This is a genomic window from Polynucleobacter necessarius (genome assembly GCF_900096765.1).
GTDB lineage: Bacteria > Pseudomonadota > Gammaproteobacteria > Burkholderiales > Burkholderiaceae > Polynucleobacter > Polynucleobacter necessarius_F.
Genome location: NZ_LT615228.1, coordinates 1,076,599 through 1,092,595 on the forward strand (window position 1 = coordinate 1,076,599; position 15,997 = coordinate 1,092,595).

Consider the following 15,997-nt stretch of genomic DNA (forward strand, 5'->3'; position numbering starts at 1 on the left):
CGTTTTTCCAGGCGGTATGCGCATTATTAGATAATTGCAAGGTGAATAAAAAAGTGAATTCCCAATCCCTTCTTGCTAAAGGGATGCTGATCCTTGTTGGATATGCCCTCATCGGTCTGTTGCCTGGCTTTAACCCAGAAGCACAGGCTCAATCCAGTCAAGGCACTAAATCCAACCAGACTCGCAAAAAGGTATTCGTTCAGAACACGCGACAACTTGGCTTTCAGGATAAATCTGCCGGTGGTAATCCTAAGTCGAGCATGAATCTAAATCCCTTACTGTTTCAGCGAAAAGACCCCAATGAGTTAATACTCGATAGCGATGCCAATCTTGACTATCGAGTAATACAGGGTTGCTTACGACGCAGCTTTAGGGAAGATAATTTACCCGCCAGTATTGGAATTGATAATCGCCAATTTTCTGAGTTCTTTAAAAGCCAGACGAGAGCATTTTTTGATCATATGCGTGGCGACTGCATTCCTTATGCGGCAGCTTTTACAACGCGTAATCGGTTTGATTCCTTGAGCATCATGAATGGGCCTATTCAAGATAGTAAAACTGAAATTTGGACATTCACACCTTCGGCTTTTGGTAGTTTTTTAGTGCAGCAAGATTTCTTAAAAAATGAATCTAACAATCTCACTGAAATTCGCATTCCATTGAAGGAAGTTTTATATGACCCACGAAAGCTGGGCGATAAATTACCTGTTGAGTTGGTATGGGAGTTGAACTCCATCATCAAACAAATTTATCCGGAAGACAATAATCTACTTGAGAACACCAACAGCATTGTTCGTCTGATCATAGACTTTGGAGATCGTGAAAGATGGGCTCAAATTTGGGCGGTAGAAATCATTGATCCAGCCAACAAGGAAGTATTTGCTAATGCATTCTGGGTTGAACGTAACGATTTGCCCGGGGGCTTTTTTACCGGCAACGGAGAATCTTTAGAGCGCTCTTTTTGGACTAACCCCTTGAGTTATCGACGCATCTCTCGCGGCGTTGGCATGGTCAAGGCAGGCTCAGGCAAGCGCTCAAAGAGTAATGCTCCAATAGCCCAAGCCGCTCCTAAACAGCGTTACCGCGCCCACATGGGTATTGACTATGCATCCCCTATTGGCACCCCCGTCTTTAGCGTGGCCAACGGCAAAGTAGTACATATGGGATACAGCGGTGCGTTTGGTAATCTAATTGTCTTAGAACATCCTGGCAACTATCACACCTACTACGCGCATTTAAGTAATTACAACTCTGAACTTGAGTTGGGTAATGAAGTTCGTCGCGGCCTTGAAATTGGCTATGTAGGCTCAACCGGAAGATCCACTGGACCCCATTTACATTTTGAGCTCAGAAAAGATGGCATCTACGTCGATCCTTATGGACCAAAAACTCAGCTGGATTTATGGTCGATGCGTGACAACGAAAGCGGTCAATTGACTCGCGAAATTCTCTTACTGGGAAGTCCTATCACTCGCTGACGTACACGGAAATACGCTGAAATATTTTGCTTGAAAACCAAAAGGGGCCTATAGGAACCCCTTTTTATTGAAAGCAATTTCTACTATAAATTGAGATATCAACCCAATACCAGGACCGGCAATTTAGAGTGCACAATCACCTCATGTGTTTCGCTACCCAGTAATACGCCTTTGATTCCAGTTCGCTTATGGGAAGCCATCACAATAACATCGGCCTTTGCTTTTTTGGCGCCTTCCAAAATTCCTTCTGAGAGATTTGAATTACCGACATGCAAAGTTTTTGCTTTGATAGCAGCGCCTAACGCGCTTGCCGCTTTCTTAAAGACATCTTTCGCATAGGCATCACAAGCAGCTTTATGCTCCTTGGCTGAAATGCCGTAACCCATAGTGCTATCTGAGTAAACCAATGGAGGCAAGGGGTCAGAAACATATACCAAGGTTACTGCAGCGCCATCAGCCTTTGCAAGCTCGGCCACCTTTTTCAATGACTTTTTGCTTACCTCTGAACCGTCAACCGGTACCAACAAATGCTTGAACATAATTACCCCCCTATAAATTAAACAACTCATCTACCCTTTCCATCATAATGCTAATTATTGTATTGGCCTATAAAAGCTCTAGGGGAACTTAATTGCTCAAGTATTTTGGCGTCTACCTCTCATTTCTGATCACCCTGATTACAGTAGACTTAGTCTGGTTGCTTGGAATCGCAAAAAACCTTTATCGCGATGAGATGGGGTCTTTAATGGCGACCGAGCCAAAGCTCTTGGCTGGTTTAGCTTTTTATCTCATTTACTCTCTCGGCGTCTGCATTTTTGTCCTGGCTCCTGCCCTTACAAAACAGTCATGCTCTTACGCTTTGACATATGGTGCACTCTTTGGTTTGTTTTGCTACATGACCTATGATTTAACCAATCTAGCCGTCATTCGTGACTTCCCAACAAGACTGGCCTTTATTGATATAGCTTGGGGTTCTTTTGCAACCGCAAGCGTATCGGGCTTAGCCTATTGGATAGGCAATCGACTTTCATAGACAAGTCATGTTTTTTCGCCCCCGAATTCTTGATGCATTCATAGGCTATAGCCGTAGCCAATTTATCAAAGATCTCCTAGCTGGAATCACAGTGGGCGTTGTTGCCCTGCCTCTTGCAATGGCCTTTGCAATCGTCAGTGGACTAAAGCCAGAGGCAGGCATCTTCACAGCAATCATTGCCGGGGGATTGATTTCATTGCTTGGTGGAAGTCGCGTTCAAATCGGCGGTCCAGCTGGTGCATTTATTGTCATCGTCTATGGAATAGTGGATCGCTACGGTGTATCAAACCTGCTACTAGCCACAGCCATGTCTGGTTTCTTCTTAATCATCATGGGCTTATTTCGTCTTGGAACTCTGGTGCGCTTTGTTCCGATTGCTGTAATTATTGGCTTTACCAATGGCATCGCAGTCTTAATTGGTTTATCCCAAGTAAAAGAATTCTTTGGCCTTAGGATTGAAAAAATGCCGGCACAGTTTTTCCAATCCATACAAACGCTATATGCGGCAGTAGACACAGTAAACCCAACTGCTTTAGGTATAGCATTAGCAAGCTTGAGCATCATCATTATTTGGAAGTTACTTGAAAAGCACTTGGGCCACTTAAGCCACATTCCAGGGACTGTGATTGCCATGGCACTTGCGACCGTTTTCACTAGCTGGTTTGAGCTACCAATTGATACTATCGGTAGCCGCTTTGGCGGAATACCATCAAGTCTGCCGCAGTTTGAGTGGATTCACATTAGCTGGAGTACAGCACAATACATGGTTGCCCCCGCTTTAACTCTGGCTTTATTGGGCGCGATTGAGTCCTTGCTCTGTGCACGTATTGCCGATGGATTAATTCACGACCGCCATGATTCCAATCAAGAACTTCTTGCGCAAGGTGTAGCCAATTTGATTACCCCATTTTTTGGCGGCATGCCAGCAACTGGAACAATAGCGCGTACCGTCACTAACGTGGAGAGTGGCGCCACTACTCCAGTAGCCGGCATTATCCATGCGCTTACCTTGTTAGTAATTGTGCTTTTTGCAGCACCTTTAGCCAAAAATATTCCATTAGCCAGTCTTGCTGCGATTTTGATGTATGTCGCCTGGAATATGGGCGAATGGAAAAAATTTGTTGAGCTCAAACAATTCAGACTTCCTTACCGTTTGACCCTGCTAAGCGTCTTTCTTCTCACGGTCATTCTGGATTTAACGATAGCTGTTGAAGTTGGTCTACTACTTGCCTTCATTACATTTATCTATCGCATCTCTAGCCTATCGCGCTGCGAGAGTGCAGACCCCAAGCAATTTCCGCAACTGAGCAATCTAGAAGGTCAAATCGACGCATATCGTATCTATGGTGCAATCTTTTTTGGAGCCGTAAAATTATTAGAAAAGATTGAGGAGAATCTACCTTCAAAAACCCTGGTGATCGATCTAAAAAATGTTATCTACATTGATAGCTCCGGAATGGATACCGTCCAAGAACTCGCCCACCTTTGCAAACTACGTAATATTCAATTGATTCTTTGCGGACTTGATCATCAACCACTAGAGATGGCTCAACGTACTGGGTTTATTCAAACCCTATCATCAGAGTTTCTTTATCCTGATTTACAGGCTGGCTTAGAGGCCGCTACACGTTCTTAAAAGTTTTCTTCAGGAGATGCAAAATCCGCCCTTTAATAAGACTTCGGGTAGAACCCATGCACGGTATAAGCCAAATCCACCAGCAATAAAAAATAATAGAGCCGCGAGATAACGTACCCAGTTATAGTGACTAAATTGTGTGAGCACTGCAGAAAATTTAGATATGAGCAATAGGTTTGGTAAAGTCCCCAAACCAAAAGCCAACATTAAAGCTGCGCCAGTCAAAACATCGCCAGATAAGAATGCTAATGGCAAAACGCTGTAGACCAAGCCACAAGGAACTAAGCCCCATAACATTCCACTAAACCAACGAGACGGTCCGCTGGCAATTCGACCTAGATACTTGGACCAATAAGTGGCAATCTTTACACCGAGCCACCCTCCTCCTAATCGCCCTTCAGATTTGCCAAATCTCAAGAGACGAATACCCATCACAATGAGCATTAATGAACTAAAAACAAACAGCGGCCTTTGAATGGGAATCAGGTTTTGCTGCCAAACCGCCACCCCCACCCAGGCAGCTAAAGCACCCAACAAGACGTAGGTTGTCACGCGCCCCAAATGCATGATGATCTGTAAGTAAAAAAGCTCTGTTGGAGAGTACAGACTAACCTGAGCAGCCTTTGGTCGCTCGATGGCGGCTGCTATGCCTCCACACATCAGAGCGCAGTGCCAGCCGCTAACTAGGGCACCGAGAAAAACCGCCAAAATAAGGCTTCCGGTTAACATATGGAGGAAAAAATAAGGTTGTATTGAAGGATATTCACCCTAATAGAATAAACTGTCTGCATAATTAGCCTCAAGATGAATTACAAGCCTACCGACACCCCAACCAGCAAATGCTCAGTTTGCGTTCTGGGCCAATTTTGTCTTCCCGTTGGACTAAACCCCAGCGATGTATCTAAGATTGACTCTCTAGTGAAAGAGCGTGTGCATTTGCAAAAAGGTGAGAGCTTATATCGACATGGCGACCCATTGAGCTCAGTCTATAGTGTGCGCTTTGGAACTCTCAAAACAGAATATTGCCTTCAAGATGGACGTGAGCAAGTAATCGGCTTTCATTTACCAGGCGAAATCTTGGGTTTAGATGGCATTGGTGAAGGCCACTATCAATCCAGCGCTATCGCCCTTGAAGAAAGTGAAGTTTGTATCATTCACTACGAAGCATTTGAAGATCTAGCCAGACAGATTCCAGTGCTGCAACATCAATTTCATAAGATCATGAGTCGTGAGCTCAGTCAAGATCAACGACATTTACTGTCCCTTGGCACAATGCGAGCAGAAGAAAGATTAGCTGCTTTCTTATTAAGCCTCTCTCAGCGCCTAGCAGCCCGGGGTTACGCCAATAATGAATTTGACCTGCGCATGAGTCGAGTAGAAATTGGTAGCTACTTAGGCATTCAGATCGAAACAGTTAGTCGTATGCTGTCTCGTTTTGCAGAAACAGGCTTAATTCAAATTAAGCAGCGCCATATCAAACTGATTGATATGAATGGCCTCTATGAATTGGCAGGCATCCCAAACCCTGATAGAACTGCCTGTATCAGCCCTAACATACCTGTAAAGCAAATCTAGAGCAAACCACGGTCGATGCTCTTGCCGTCTGGAGATTCTATGCCCGGCAGTATGTAAGCAGTCAAGGCACTAGAAACTACACAAAAAGTCCAGATCACAAAAAAGCCAATGGTGTAAATACCTTCATCAGAAACATCAGGGTGATAACCAAAGAACAGAAGATCTTGTGGATGTACCACGGTAAACAAGAGACCTTCCGCCATTCCGGCTACTAAAAACGAAGGCCATAAGATCCAAAGGAGTAGACGGTATTTCATTTATTGGCCTGCGCATCTTTAATTTGCTCTACTTTCAAACCCTGCTTTATTACGCCATCGCGCAAGGGTTTATCCGCATGAAGATTGATCGCTAACCAAATTGTTATTGCACAACCAATCATAGCAACAGCAGGGCCACTAATCAGCAACCAAGGCCATAACTGCTTCCACCAGGGTTTATTGATGTGTTGCTCAGTCATATGCATACCCTCCGTCTTTCCTTGCCTACTTAACGTGGAATAATGAAACTAGATTTTTCATCACGAGTTCTCATGATCACTTCATTGCCTACCAATTCTTGAGCGGTTACATCAAAATGAATAGGATAGTTGCCAGATTCATTTAAACCAATATCAGTACTGACTTTAATAGGTAGAAGTTGATTGCTTGCAGGTGCAACCTCGATTTCAGTAACTTCCTGACCCTGAGAATTTAGAATCTTGAGCCCATCTAGGCCGATAGCCTTTACCCGAACCTTCATGGGGTGCTCTGAAGCATTCATGATCTGAATGCGATAAATATTTTCAATTCGCACACCTTCTACCTCGCGCGCTAAGGCGCCGCGATCCCTCATCACATCCACCCTCAATGGATTGCGAGTAGCCAATGAAATCAAAAAGGCGGATGCTAATACAGTAATAAAAGCCGTGTAAATTAACACCCGGGGACGTAATATATGTTTGATAGCACTTTGATTGGACTCCTGATCCTCAACAGCACGCTCAGTCGTATAACGAATCAATCCTGTTGGATAGCTCACTTTTTCCATCACTTGATTGCAAGCATCTATACAGGCGCCGCAACCGATGCACATGTACTGCAGGCCATCGCGGATATCAATACCAGTTGGGCATACTTGAACACAGATACTGCAATCAACACAATCACCCAGACCAAGCGATGCATGGTCAGCAGACTTACTACGGCTACCTCTTGGCTCGCCACGCACCTTATCATAGGTCACTAAGAAAGTATCTTTATCGACCATGACGCTTTGGAAGCGAGCGTAAGGACACATATATTTACAGACTTGCTCGCGCATAAAGCCCGCATTACCCCAAGTAGCAAAACTGTAGAAACACAACCAGAAAGTTTGCCATGGGCCCAGAGATAAATGAAGCAATGCCGCGCCTAACGTTTCAATTGGCGTAAAGTATCCAATGAAAGTAAAGCCAGTCCAAAATGCGACCAGTAACCATAAAAAGTGCTTGGTGATCTTAAGGCGCCACTTTCTAATGCCCCAAGGCCACTCTTCTCCATCGAGGCGAATACGGGCAAAGCGATCACCCTCAACTTTGCGCTCAATCCACATAAAAATTTCTGTATATACCGTTTGCGGACAAGCGTAACCACAGAATAAGCGCCCAGCAATGGCGGTAAAAAGGAATAAGGCCAGCGCAGACAGAATTAACAAGAGCGCGAGATAAATCACGTCCTGCGGCCAGAGAACTAGGCCAAAAATATAAAACTTACGCTGTACGAGATCAAAAAGAACTGCTTGGCGCCCATTCCAGCTTAACCAAGGCAAGCCGTAGAAAAGAAGCTGAGTAGCAAAAACAAGAATAAAACGCCAACGGGCAAAGAGTCCAGATACTGAGCGTGGATAAATCTTTCGCCGGACCTCATAAAGAGATTCCTCAATGACCTCTACAGGAATTGGCTTCCCAACCGACGACTGATCAGACACTATTGACTTACGCAGTACTTACTTAGCTGCTGGCTGCTTATTATTGGACAAGTCCCAAACATAAGCCGTTAACAATTGAATCTTCTCAGGACTTAATACTTTGTCTTGAGCAGGCATCATTGCCATACGTCCCTTGGTCACCGTTTCAATAATGGTTGCTTCTGAGCCGCCATATAACCAAGTCTTATCAGTGAGGTTTGGTGCGCCTAAGGCGATATTTCCTTTGCCGTCAGGACCATGGCAAGCTACGCAGTTCGCCTTGAATACTTCGGCGCCACGAGCAGCTTTTAAATCATCGGCTGGCAAGCCAGATAAGCTACGGACATAATTCGCCACATCAGCAATTTGCTTGCTATCTAACTGCGGAAATGGAGGCATTACACCAGCACGACCATTCGTAATCGAAGTCTTGATATTCTCTGGTGTGCCGCCATACAACCAATCTCCATCAGCTAAGTTCGGGAAGCCTTTAGCACCACCAGCATCAGAGCCGTGACATTGCGCACAAGAATTTAAGAACAAGCGTTGACCCATTTCGCGAGCCTGGGGATCAGCAGCAACCTGTTCAATATCCATCTTTACATACTTGGCGTAAACAGGCTTTAACTCATCATTTGCAGTGGTCATGGATTTCATCAGAGCACCATCTGTGCTGTAACCCAAGATGCCAGGATAAGAACCAAGGCCGGGGTAAAGAGCTAAATAGATCAGCGCGAAAATACAAGAAATCAAGAACATCCACATCCACCAGCGTGGTAATGGATTATTCAATTCACGTAAATCACCATCCCAAACGTGACCAGTGTCATCCACCTGACCATCAGCCTTTAAGGTGACCTTAGTCTTACGTTGAGAAAATAACAGCCAGATGCACCAAACAATACCGACCAATGTTACTAGGGCGATGTAGGTACTCCAACCAGCACCAAGAAAGTCACTCATGATTTATCCTTACTGAATTCATCGGGTAGATCGAACGGGAGTTCGGCGGATTCCTTGTTAGCGGGCTGTCTTTTTGCCGACCAAGCCCACCAAACGATTCCTAAAAAAACTACCAAGCCAAGCACGGTAGAAATTGCTGAGAGGTAGGGTGCGATATTTTGCATAGTTTCTCAGTTGCTAAGAATTACTTAGCGACTACCTCATCAACAATGATGTATCTACGATTGATACCTAAACCTTGCAAATAAGCAATCAATGCATCTAACTCAGTCTTGCCTTCTAACTCTTTAGGTGCATTCGCAATTTCTTCGTCGGTATAAGGAACACCGAGTCGACGCATTGCAACCATATGAGATTGAATCGAACCTGCATCGGCAGCATTCTTAGCCAAATAAGGGTAGGCAGGCATATTAGATTCAGGCACAACATCGCGTGGGTTATTGAGGTGAATTTGATGCCAAGCATCTGAATAGCGACCGCCTACACGAGCCAAATCTGGACCAGTACGCTTGCTGCCCCATAAAAATGGATGGTCATAAACAGACCCACCAGCCAAAGAGTAAGGACCATAACGCTCTACTTCTGAACGTAGCGTACGAATCTGTTGTGAATGGCAACCTAAGCAACCCTCACGCTGGTAGATATCGCGACCAGCTAAACGCAGCGCCGAGTAAGGCACAACACCCGGGCTTGGCTCAGTTGTAGAGTGCTGGAAAAATAATGGGACGATCTGTACCAAACCAGCAACAGAGATTACTGCAATGGTGGCTATGATCAACCAACCAACATTACGCTCAAGCGTTTCGTGGGAGAAAAATCGACGTTGTTCTGACATGTTCTTATCCTTAGTGAGCTGCAATGGACGCTTGTGGAATTGGAGCGTCAATGAATTTTTTATCAATCACTGTCTTGTATACGTTGTAAGCCATGATCAACATGCCGCTTAAGTAGCACAGACCGCCCAACAAACGAATGACATAGAAAGGATAGGTAGCTTTTACAGACTCAACAAAGCTGTATGTCAGAGTGCCATCTGGCTCGAAGGCTCTCCACATCAAACCTTGCATTACGCCGGCAATCCACATTGCAGCGATATAAATCACCACACCAATCGTTGCGATCCAGAAATGCAACTCAATCAACTTGGTGCTGTACATATCACGCTGACCAACTAAGCGTGGAATAAGGTAGTACAGAGAACCAATGGTAATCATTGCTACCCAACCCAATGCCCCAGAGTGCACATGGCCAATAGTCCAGTCTGTATAGTGAGACAAGCTATTCACAGTCTTGATCGACATCATTGAACCTTCAAAGGTAGACATGCCGTAGAAAGACAAGGCTACTACCAAGAATTTAAGAATTGGATCACGACGCAATTTATGCCATGCACCGGATAAGGTCATGATGCCGTTGATCATGCCGCCCCATGATGGTGCCAGCAAAATTAATGAGAACACCATACCCAAGGACTGAGTCCAATCAGGCAAAGCTGTGTGCTGTAAATGGTGAGGACCCGCCCACATATAGGTGAAGTTCAAGGCCCAGAAGTGAACGATCGATAAACGATATGAATAGATAGGACGCTCAGCTTGTTTTGGAATGAAGTAATACATCATGCCCAAGAAGCTGGTGGTCAAGAAAAAGCCTACCGCATTATGTCCGTACCACCATTGAATCATGGCATCTTGTGCGCCAGAGTACGCTGAGTAAGACTTAAAGAGACTTGCTGGCATTTCGATATTGTTGACGATATGCAATACCGCGATCGTCAAAATATATGCACCAAAGAACCAGTTAGAAACGTAAATATGCTTAGTCTTACGCTTAATTACAGTTCCGAAGAATACGATCGCATAAGCAACCCAAACTATGGTGATCAAAATATCAATTGGCCACTCTAACTCGGCATACTCTTTTGAGGTCGTAATACCGAGCGGCAATGTAATCGCAGCAGATACGATCACTGCCTGCCATCCCCAGAAAGTAAAGGCTGCTAGCTTGTCACAAAAGAGACGAACCTGACAGGTTCTTTGTACGATGTAATAGGAAGTAGCGAACAGCGCCGATCCGCCGAACGCAAAAATCACCGCATTGGTATGTAATGGACGCAAGCGGCCATAGCTAAGCCAAGGAATATTGAAAGTGATTTCCGGCCAGATCAATTGTGCTGCGAGGATTACCCCCACGAGCATGCCAACGATTCCCCACAATACGGTAACGATGGCAAATTGACTGATAACCTTGTAATTGAAGTTATCTTGATTACTCCCCACGGTAAGTCCCATGGTTTCTCCTTTTTTGTGACCAAACAGCGACATAATCCAAATAGATCGGCTCAATTGTCAAATCTTGGCCCTAGAGGGGGTTTGATCTACATCAAAAAGGGTGGGTCAAAATACTAGAAGGCAGTAAGGAGAACCCTAAACCGGAATTAAGCCTTTTAATATATTTCTTTCAATGAGAGTGATCACTAACTTCTTTGGATGCCGAAACATCATCATCCATCAAAATGGCGTGTCCAGGTCCGTCTAAATCATCGAATTGCCCATTTTTAATGGACCAACGCAAAATCCACACCAACACCCCAACCAGAACCAGGGATAAGGGAATGAGTAGGTATAAGCTCTCCATCCCTACAGTCTAAGCTTTTCGCAAACGCCAGGCATTTAATGTCACAGCAAGAGAAGATAGCGACATCCCAATGCCAGCTACCCATGGATTAACCAGGCCCATCATTGCCGCAGGAATAGCGAGCAAGTTATAGATCAGAGCCCACCATAAATTTTCTTTAATGATGGCCTGAGTTTTATCCGCCAAGCGCAAGGTTTTTGCTAAGGGCTCCAGCGAAACAGCAGTGAGAATAGCATCGGCTCCAGCAGCAGCTAAAGGCGCACCTGCACCAACCGCAATTGAGATATCTGCACGCGCGAGCAAAGGAGCATCATTCACACCGTCACCTATCGCCCAAACAAAACGATGCTCATTTTGCAATTGAAGTATGTATTCATACTTATCTTCAGGTGTGCATCCACCTTGAAAATGGTCAATGCCAACATGCTGCGCCCACCATCTAACTGTAGCAGCATCATCACCAGAGACTAGATGAATAATTATTTTTCTGGATTTCACTGTCTGGAGAAATTCTTCTAAACCCGGTCTCGGGGTATCCAAAAATAAGAAGCTAGCAATTAACCCTTGCTGATCGGCTAAATGCACTTGTCCATATTGTCCAAGCTGGGCACGCTGTGCCACCCCCAACCAAGAAGCACTTCCTAGCCGATACGCACCAGAACTCAAGCCCTTACCCAGCTGATTTATTACCGGTTTATCCAGTGTGGGTAAGGGTAAATTTTTTGAGGCAGCGGCACGCATTAAAGAAAGAGCCAGTGGATGCCTTTGTCCAGCCTCGATTGCGGCTGCTAAAGCCAATGCATCATCCAGAGAATAATCGGGGCGTAAATTAATAATTTCCTGAAGCTCTGGCTGACCCATAGTTAAGGTGCCTGTTTTATCCAACACTAAATCCGTTGTCTTAACTAGGCCCTCCATGACATGACCGCGCACGATAAGCAAACCCAATTTAGTAACTGCACCTTGCGCAGCAGCCATTGCAGTCGGCACCGCAAGCGATAAAGCACAAGGACAACTGGCAACTAAAACCGAAACCAAAACCGTCCACGCACGACTAGGGTCAAAGTAGAGCCAGACGGCTGACGAAACAAATGCACTTAACAATAAGAAAGCAACAAAATACGCAGTCCACTTTTCTGCGAGACTGACCATGACTGGCTTAGCCAGCAACGCTTGATCCAATAGGGATGCAATTCCTGCGATGCGAGTGGACTGTCCGACAGCCTCAATTCTCATCAACAAAGGATTGAGGATATTGTGTGTGCCTGCATATACACGATCGCCAATTTTTTTCTCAACTGGCTTAGACTCACCTGTTAATAGCGACTCATCTAATGCACTAGCATTCTCGATAAGAACACCATCAGCGGGCAGCACCTCTCCCGGTGAAACCCGGAGCACATCTCCAGGGCTGCAATTCACCACTGGTACTACTTCGACTTCTTGAGATACTGGGTAATTAAATACACGCTCACATGTTGCGGGTAATTGTTTTGCTAGAGCCTCTGCTCCACCTTGCGCATCTTGTCTTGCTAGTAGCTCCACGTATCTTGCGGCTAAGATAAAAGCCACAAACATGGTGATCGAATCAAAATAACTGTGACCAGTACCCGTAATTAAATTGATGGTTCCCGCAAGAAAAGCTAAGGCTAGTGCTAAGGCAATGGGAACATCCATACCTAACAGATGGGTTTGCCTAAATGATCGAGCACTTCGCCACGCCGCCTGGAAGATCGGACCAGCAGAATAGACCATGACCGGTACTGTTAAAGCCCAACTGACCCAGCCCAGCAATAGATCAAATTCAGGCGTAATGTCGGCGCCAGTATATGTTGGCCATGCATACATCATGACCTGCATCATGCCCAACATCGCTACACCAAGCCGCATGAGAAGTGATCGTCGTTCTTTTTTGGCGCGCTCTAATGATTCAGAGGGTTCAAATGGCCATGCTTCATATCCGATACGCTCAATTTCAAAGAGTAATCTTGCTAGGCTAGTCTGGGATGGAGAATAGCGCACCGTCACTTTTTGCGTGACGTAATTGATTTGAACCTCTTTTACCCCAGCAATTCGCAGTAAGTGCTGTTCGCATAACCAAACGCAGGCTGCACAGCGTATCTTCTCTAAGCGAAGAGTAGTTTCTAGATACCCCCCGCCTCCATCAGGCCTAGTAAAACGACTGCGCAAAGAGGGATCATCATAAGCTTGCAGCTTTGCAGGAATTTCATTACTTGAGAGATAAGCTGCAGGCTTTTCACCAGACTGAGCACGTCTTGCGTAGAAAACTTCAAGGCCTTCACCATGGATTGTTTGTGCGATTGCCAGACAACCGGGGCAGCAAAATTGCCTGCTTCTACCAGCAAGATCTGCCTCAATAAGATCACCAGGCACAATGGAGCTAGAGCAGTGATAGCACCGAATTTGAGTACTGTTACTCATGAGCGCTCATTAATCTGTTTTTCAACCCAACCCTTACGCCGCTCATAGAGCACAAATAAAACACCCCAGATCACAATCGCTATATAGGCCCACACCCAAGCGGAATGCGATGAACGAGAACCCGCGATATCAAGCACAAAACCAAAAATAGCGGGTCCTAGCAAGCCACCGCCAAAGCCCATTAAAGAATGCAAGCCCATTGCGGCACCCTTGATATTTTTCTGAGCGCTGATCACCAAACCAGCTGTCAAGGTGGCAGAGTCTGCCATGATGAAAATGGCATGAACGACTGCCAAAGAAAGAATGAGCCACCATGAATGGCCTGTCGACAATGCCAGCGCAATTCCACAGACAGCACTCGTTAGCATCACAATACAAACCCACTTTTGACGTCCGATACGAAGGGCAAGCTCGTTACCTAATATCGATGCAGGTACACCAAAAAAATTAATTATTCCAGCAAGAGTGGTGATGGCTAAAAAGAATAATTCACCAGAGCTAGCGACGCAAAAAGCAAAGAAAGCCACAATCCAGCTGCGAGAGGCAAACAACTCAATCGTATGGGCTGTATAACCAAAAATAAATCCAGCCGCTTTTTTATTTTCTAATACTTGTTTCCATTGATGCACCGGAAAAAGATCTCGAATATGCAGCCGCAATGGCCCGCTCCACTTTTCATGCGCAAGCGGAGGAATTAAAAATAACACAATTAAAAATGCAGCCAAAGGACCTAAAGAAATGATTCCAAATACATAATGCCAGCCCAGGGCATTGAGTATCCAGCCCGAACATAAATAGGAAAATCCTGTGCCAATTCCAAAGAAGACCGTATAAAAAGGACGAGTTAATTCTCCGGCCTCAATTCGATCTGACAGGATTTTCAGACCAGGCATATAGGTGCCTGCAAGCCCAGCACCATTGATTGCCATAAATAACAATGCAGTCCAAAAATTACTGGCCAGGAAACCCATCCCCAGTAAACCAAAGCTAGCAAAAATACCACCAACTAGATAAACCCTTCTAGCATCTATTCGGTCGGTCAAGGCAGTGGCCAAAGGCACCGCCATCATATACCCCAAAAAAAAGCACTTGCGATCAATCCTGACTGAAGATTACTTAACTGCCACTCTTCCTGCAAAGGAGTGAGGGCCACCGCATAACAGGCAAAACCCAGCAAAGCGCAGGTCTGTGCCATCAACATTAAGGGGGTATAGCCAGCTGTACGAAAGCGCACATAAATAGTCTGTGGAAAGTGAGCTCATTCTACTCGCCCAGAAGCAAGGAGACCCGCTACACTATTAGAAAATGAGATGGAGATAGCATGAATAGTAGATCCTCAATCACACGCTTTCTGCAGGCTTGTGCCAGCATCATGATTGGCCTTACGAGCCCTCTAGCGTTCGCTGACACCTACCCTTCAAAACCAATCAAAGCGATTGTTCCATTTGCGCCGGGAAGTACAACCGATCAAATTGGACGTGCATTTGCAACAAAAATGTCAGAGTCCTTGGGGCAACCTGTCGTTATTGAGAATAAACCTGGGGCTAATGGTCTTATTGGTGCAGACTTTATAGCTAAAGCACCTGCAGACGGTTACACCATTTTAATTGGCACCAATAGCACCAATGCAGCCCTTAAAAGCCTCGTTAAAAATTTGCCTTATAACCAAGATACAGCCTTTACCCCTATTGGCTACTTTGGCTCGGCGCCTCTGATCGTAGCCATTAATAATGACATCCCAGCAAAATCCTTAAATGGATTTGTATCTTTAGCCAAAGCTAATCCGGGGAAGATGAGCTTTGCTTATGCCAGTACATCACAACGCGTTTCTTCAGAAATGTTGATGAGCTTTGCTGATATCAAAATGATTGGGGTGTCATACAAGAGTGGCCCTAATGCAATGACCGATTTAATCGGCGGTCAAGTGAGTATGTTTACCTCTGACTTTGGCGTCTCCTTGCCTCAGGTACAAGCCGGAAAAATTCGCGGACTAGCAGTGACTTCTCTAAAGCGCTCTCCAGTCATTCCAGAATTGCCAACCGTCAATGAGGCATTAGGCACCAAAGGATATGAATTAATTGCCTTCTTTGCAGCTTTTGGGCCTGCAGGCATGCCAAGAGATGCAGTCCTCAAGCTCAATCAAGCCATCAATAATGCCGCCAAATCAAAAGATTTAGTGGAGCGATTATCCGCCAATGGCTTTGAAACAGCACCTGGTACACCAGAAGCGCTTGGTCAAAAAATTAAACTGGAAACTGCTAAATGGGCGCAGGCTATCAAGGCCGCAGGCATGGAGCCTGAGTAAGCATTTTA

At 45.3% G+C, this 15,997-nt stretch carries 18 protein-coding genes; 5 read left to right on the top strand and 13 right to left on the bottom strand.

All coding sequences use genetic code 11. The features are described from left to right. Window positions 1-53 precede the first annotated feature (53 nt). Window positions 54-1,478 (top strand): M23 family metallopeptidase, encoded by a 1,425-nt coding sequence (locus DXE33_RS05550; protein WP_231970393.1) that lies wholly within the window; start codon window positions 54-56, stop codon window positions 1,476-1,478. A 98-nt stretch (window positions 1,479-1,576) separates the two neighbouring features. Here the strand turns inward: DXE33_RS05550 and DXE33_RS05555 are convergent, their stop codons facing one another. After that, window positions 1,577-2,017 carry a universal stress protein gene (locus DXE33_RS05555; RefSeq protein ID WP_114639028.1) on the bottom strand — a complete coding sequence of 147 codons (441 nt, stop codon included), beginning with the start codon at window positions 2,015-2,017 and terminating at the stop codon, window positions 1,577-1,579. Between the two features lie 92 nt (window positions 2,018-2,109). Here DXE33_RS05555 and DXE33_RS05560 point away from each other — a divergent pair, with 92 nt between their 5' ends. Beyond that, window positions 2,110-2,511: a DUF2177 family protein gene (locus DXE33_RS05560; protein ID WP_114639029.1), complete on the top strand. Its 402-nt coding sequence runs from the start codon at window positions 2,110-2,112 to the stop codon at window positions 2,509-2,511. Window positions 2,512-2,518: 7 nt separating this feature from the next. Continuing rightward, a complete protein-coding gene (locus DXE33_RS05565; protein WP_114639030.1) occupies window positions 2,519-4,147 on the top strand; it encodes a SulP family inorganic anion transporter in 1,629 nt (542 codons plus the stop codon). Between the two features lie 9 nt (window positions 4,148-4,156). Here the strand turns inward: DXE33_RS05565 and DXE33_RS05570 are convergent, their stop codons facing one another. After that, window positions 4,157-4,855, bottom strand: a complete 699-nt coding sequence (locus tag DXE33_RS05570; RefSeq protein WP_231970394.1) for a sulfite exporter TauE/SafE family protein — start codon at window positions 4,853-4,855, stop codon at window positions 4,157-4,159. A gap of 96 nt (window positions 4,856-4,951) precedes the next feature. On the opposite strand from DXE33_RS05570, the gene fnr reads away from it, so the two are divergent. After that, window positions 4,952-5,722, top strand: coding sequence for a fumarate/nitrate reduction transcriptional regulator Fnr (gene fnr, locus DXE33_RS05575; RefSeq protein WP_114639032.1), 771 nt, complete (start codon window positions 4,952-4,954; stop codon window positions 5,720-5,722). On the opposite strand, the gene DXE33_RS05580 is transcribed toward fnr, so the two are convergent. The 11 genes from DXE33_RS05580 to DXE33_RS09830 all read right to left on the bottom strand — a co-directional run bounded on the left by DXE33_RS05580 (window position 5,719) and on the right by DXE33_RS09830 (window position 14,918). Further along, window positions 5,719-5,979 (bottom strand): hypothetical protein, encoded by a 261-nt coding sequence (locus DXE33_RS05580; protein WP_114639033.1) that lies wholly within the window; start codon window positions 5,977-5,979, stop codon window positions 5,719-5,721. The genes fnr and DXE33_RS05580 overlap by 4 nt on opposite strands. Then, the gene (locus tag DXE33_RS05585; RefSeq protein WP_231970395.1) at window positions 5,976-6,179 is read right to left on the bottom strand and encodes a FixH family protein; all 204 of its coding nucleotides are present in this window, start codon (window positions 6,177-6,179) and stop codon (window positions 5,976-5,978) included. Before DXE33_RS05585 ends, DXE33_RS05580 begins: the two co-directional genes overlap by 4 nt. Window positions 6,180-6,208: 29 nt before the next feature. After that, the gene (gene ccoG, locus DXE33_RS05590; RefSeq protein WP_114639035.1) at window positions 6,209-7,666 is read right to left on the bottom strand and encodes a cytochrome c oxidase accessory protein CcoG; all 1,458 of its coding nucleotides are present in this window, start codon (window positions 7,664-7,666) and stop codon (window positions 6,209-6,211) included. Window positions 7,667-7,684: 18 nt separating this feature from the next. Continuing rightward, window positions 7,685-8,608, bottom strand: coding sequence for a cytochrome-c oxidase, cbb3-type subunit III (gene ccoP, locus DXE33_RS05595; RefSeq protein WP_114639036.1), 924 nt, complete (start codon window positions 8,606-8,608; stop codon window positions 7,685-7,687). Beyond that, complete coding sequence (locus tag DXE33_RS10140) at window positions 8,605-8,772, bottom strand: cbb3-type cytochrome oxidase subunit 3 (protein WP_114639037.1); 168 nt, start codon at window positions 8,770-8,772, stop codon at window positions 8,605-8,607. The genes ccoP and DXE33_RS10140 overlap by 4 nt, the downstream gene beginning before the upstream one ends. 20 nt (window positions 8,773-8,792) lie before the next feature. Beyond that, window positions 8,793-9,443, bottom strand: a complete 651-nt coding sequence (ccoO, locus tag DXE33_RS05605; protein ID WP_114639038.1) for a cytochrome-c oxidase, cbb3-type subunit II — start codon at window positions 9,441-9,443, stop codon at window positions 8,793-8,795. 10 nt (window positions 9,444-9,453) lie between these two features. After that, complete coding sequence (gene ccoN / locus DXE33_RS05610; RefSeq protein WP_114639733.1) at window positions 9,454-10,896, bottom strand: cytochrome-c oxidase, cbb3-type subunit I; 1,443 nt, start codon at window positions 10,894-10,896, stop codon at window positions 9,454-9,456. Between the two features lie 169 nt (window positions 10,897-11,065). Further along, the gene (gene ccoS, locus DXE33_RS05615; protein ID WP_114639039.1) at window positions 11,066-11,242 is read right to left on the bottom strand and encodes a cbb3-type cytochrome oxidase assembly protein CcoS; all 177 of its coding nucleotides are present in this window, start codon (window positions 11,240-11,242) and stop codon (window positions 11,066-11,068) included. 9 nt (window positions 11,243-11,251) lie between these two features. Beyond that, window positions 11,252-13,684, bottom strand: coding sequence for a heavy metal translocating P-type ATPase (locus DXE33_RS05620; protein ID WP_114639040.1), 2,433 nt, complete (start codon window positions 13,682-13,684; stop codon window positions 11,252-11,254). Beyond that, on the bottom strand, window positions 13,681-14,751 hold the full coding sequence (locus DXE33_RS05625) for an MFS transporter (RefSeq protein ID WP_197712003.1): 1,071 nt from the start codon (window positions 14,749-14,751) through the stop codon (window positions 13,681-13,683). The genes DXE33_RS05620 and DXE33_RS05625 overlap by 4 nt, the downstream gene beginning before the upstream one ends. Then, entirely contained in the window at window positions 14,751-14,918 is a 168-nt protein-coding gene (locus DXE33_RS09830) for a hypothetical protein (RefSeq protein ID WP_197712004.1), read from the bottom strand. Before DXE33_RS09830 ends, DXE33_RS05625 begins: the two co-directional genes overlap by 1 nt. 87 nt (window positions 14,919-15,005) lie before the next feature. Between DXE33_RS09830 and DXE33_RS05630 the strand changes: the two genes are divergently transcribed. Next, window positions 15,006-15,989, top strand: coding sequence for a Bug family tripartite tricarboxylate transporter substrate binding protein (locus tag DXE33_RS05630; protein WP_174222291.1), 984 nt, complete (start codon window positions 15,006-15,008; stop codon window positions 15,987-15,989). The last annotated feature ends 8 nt before the right edge of the window (window positions 15,990-15,997 follow it).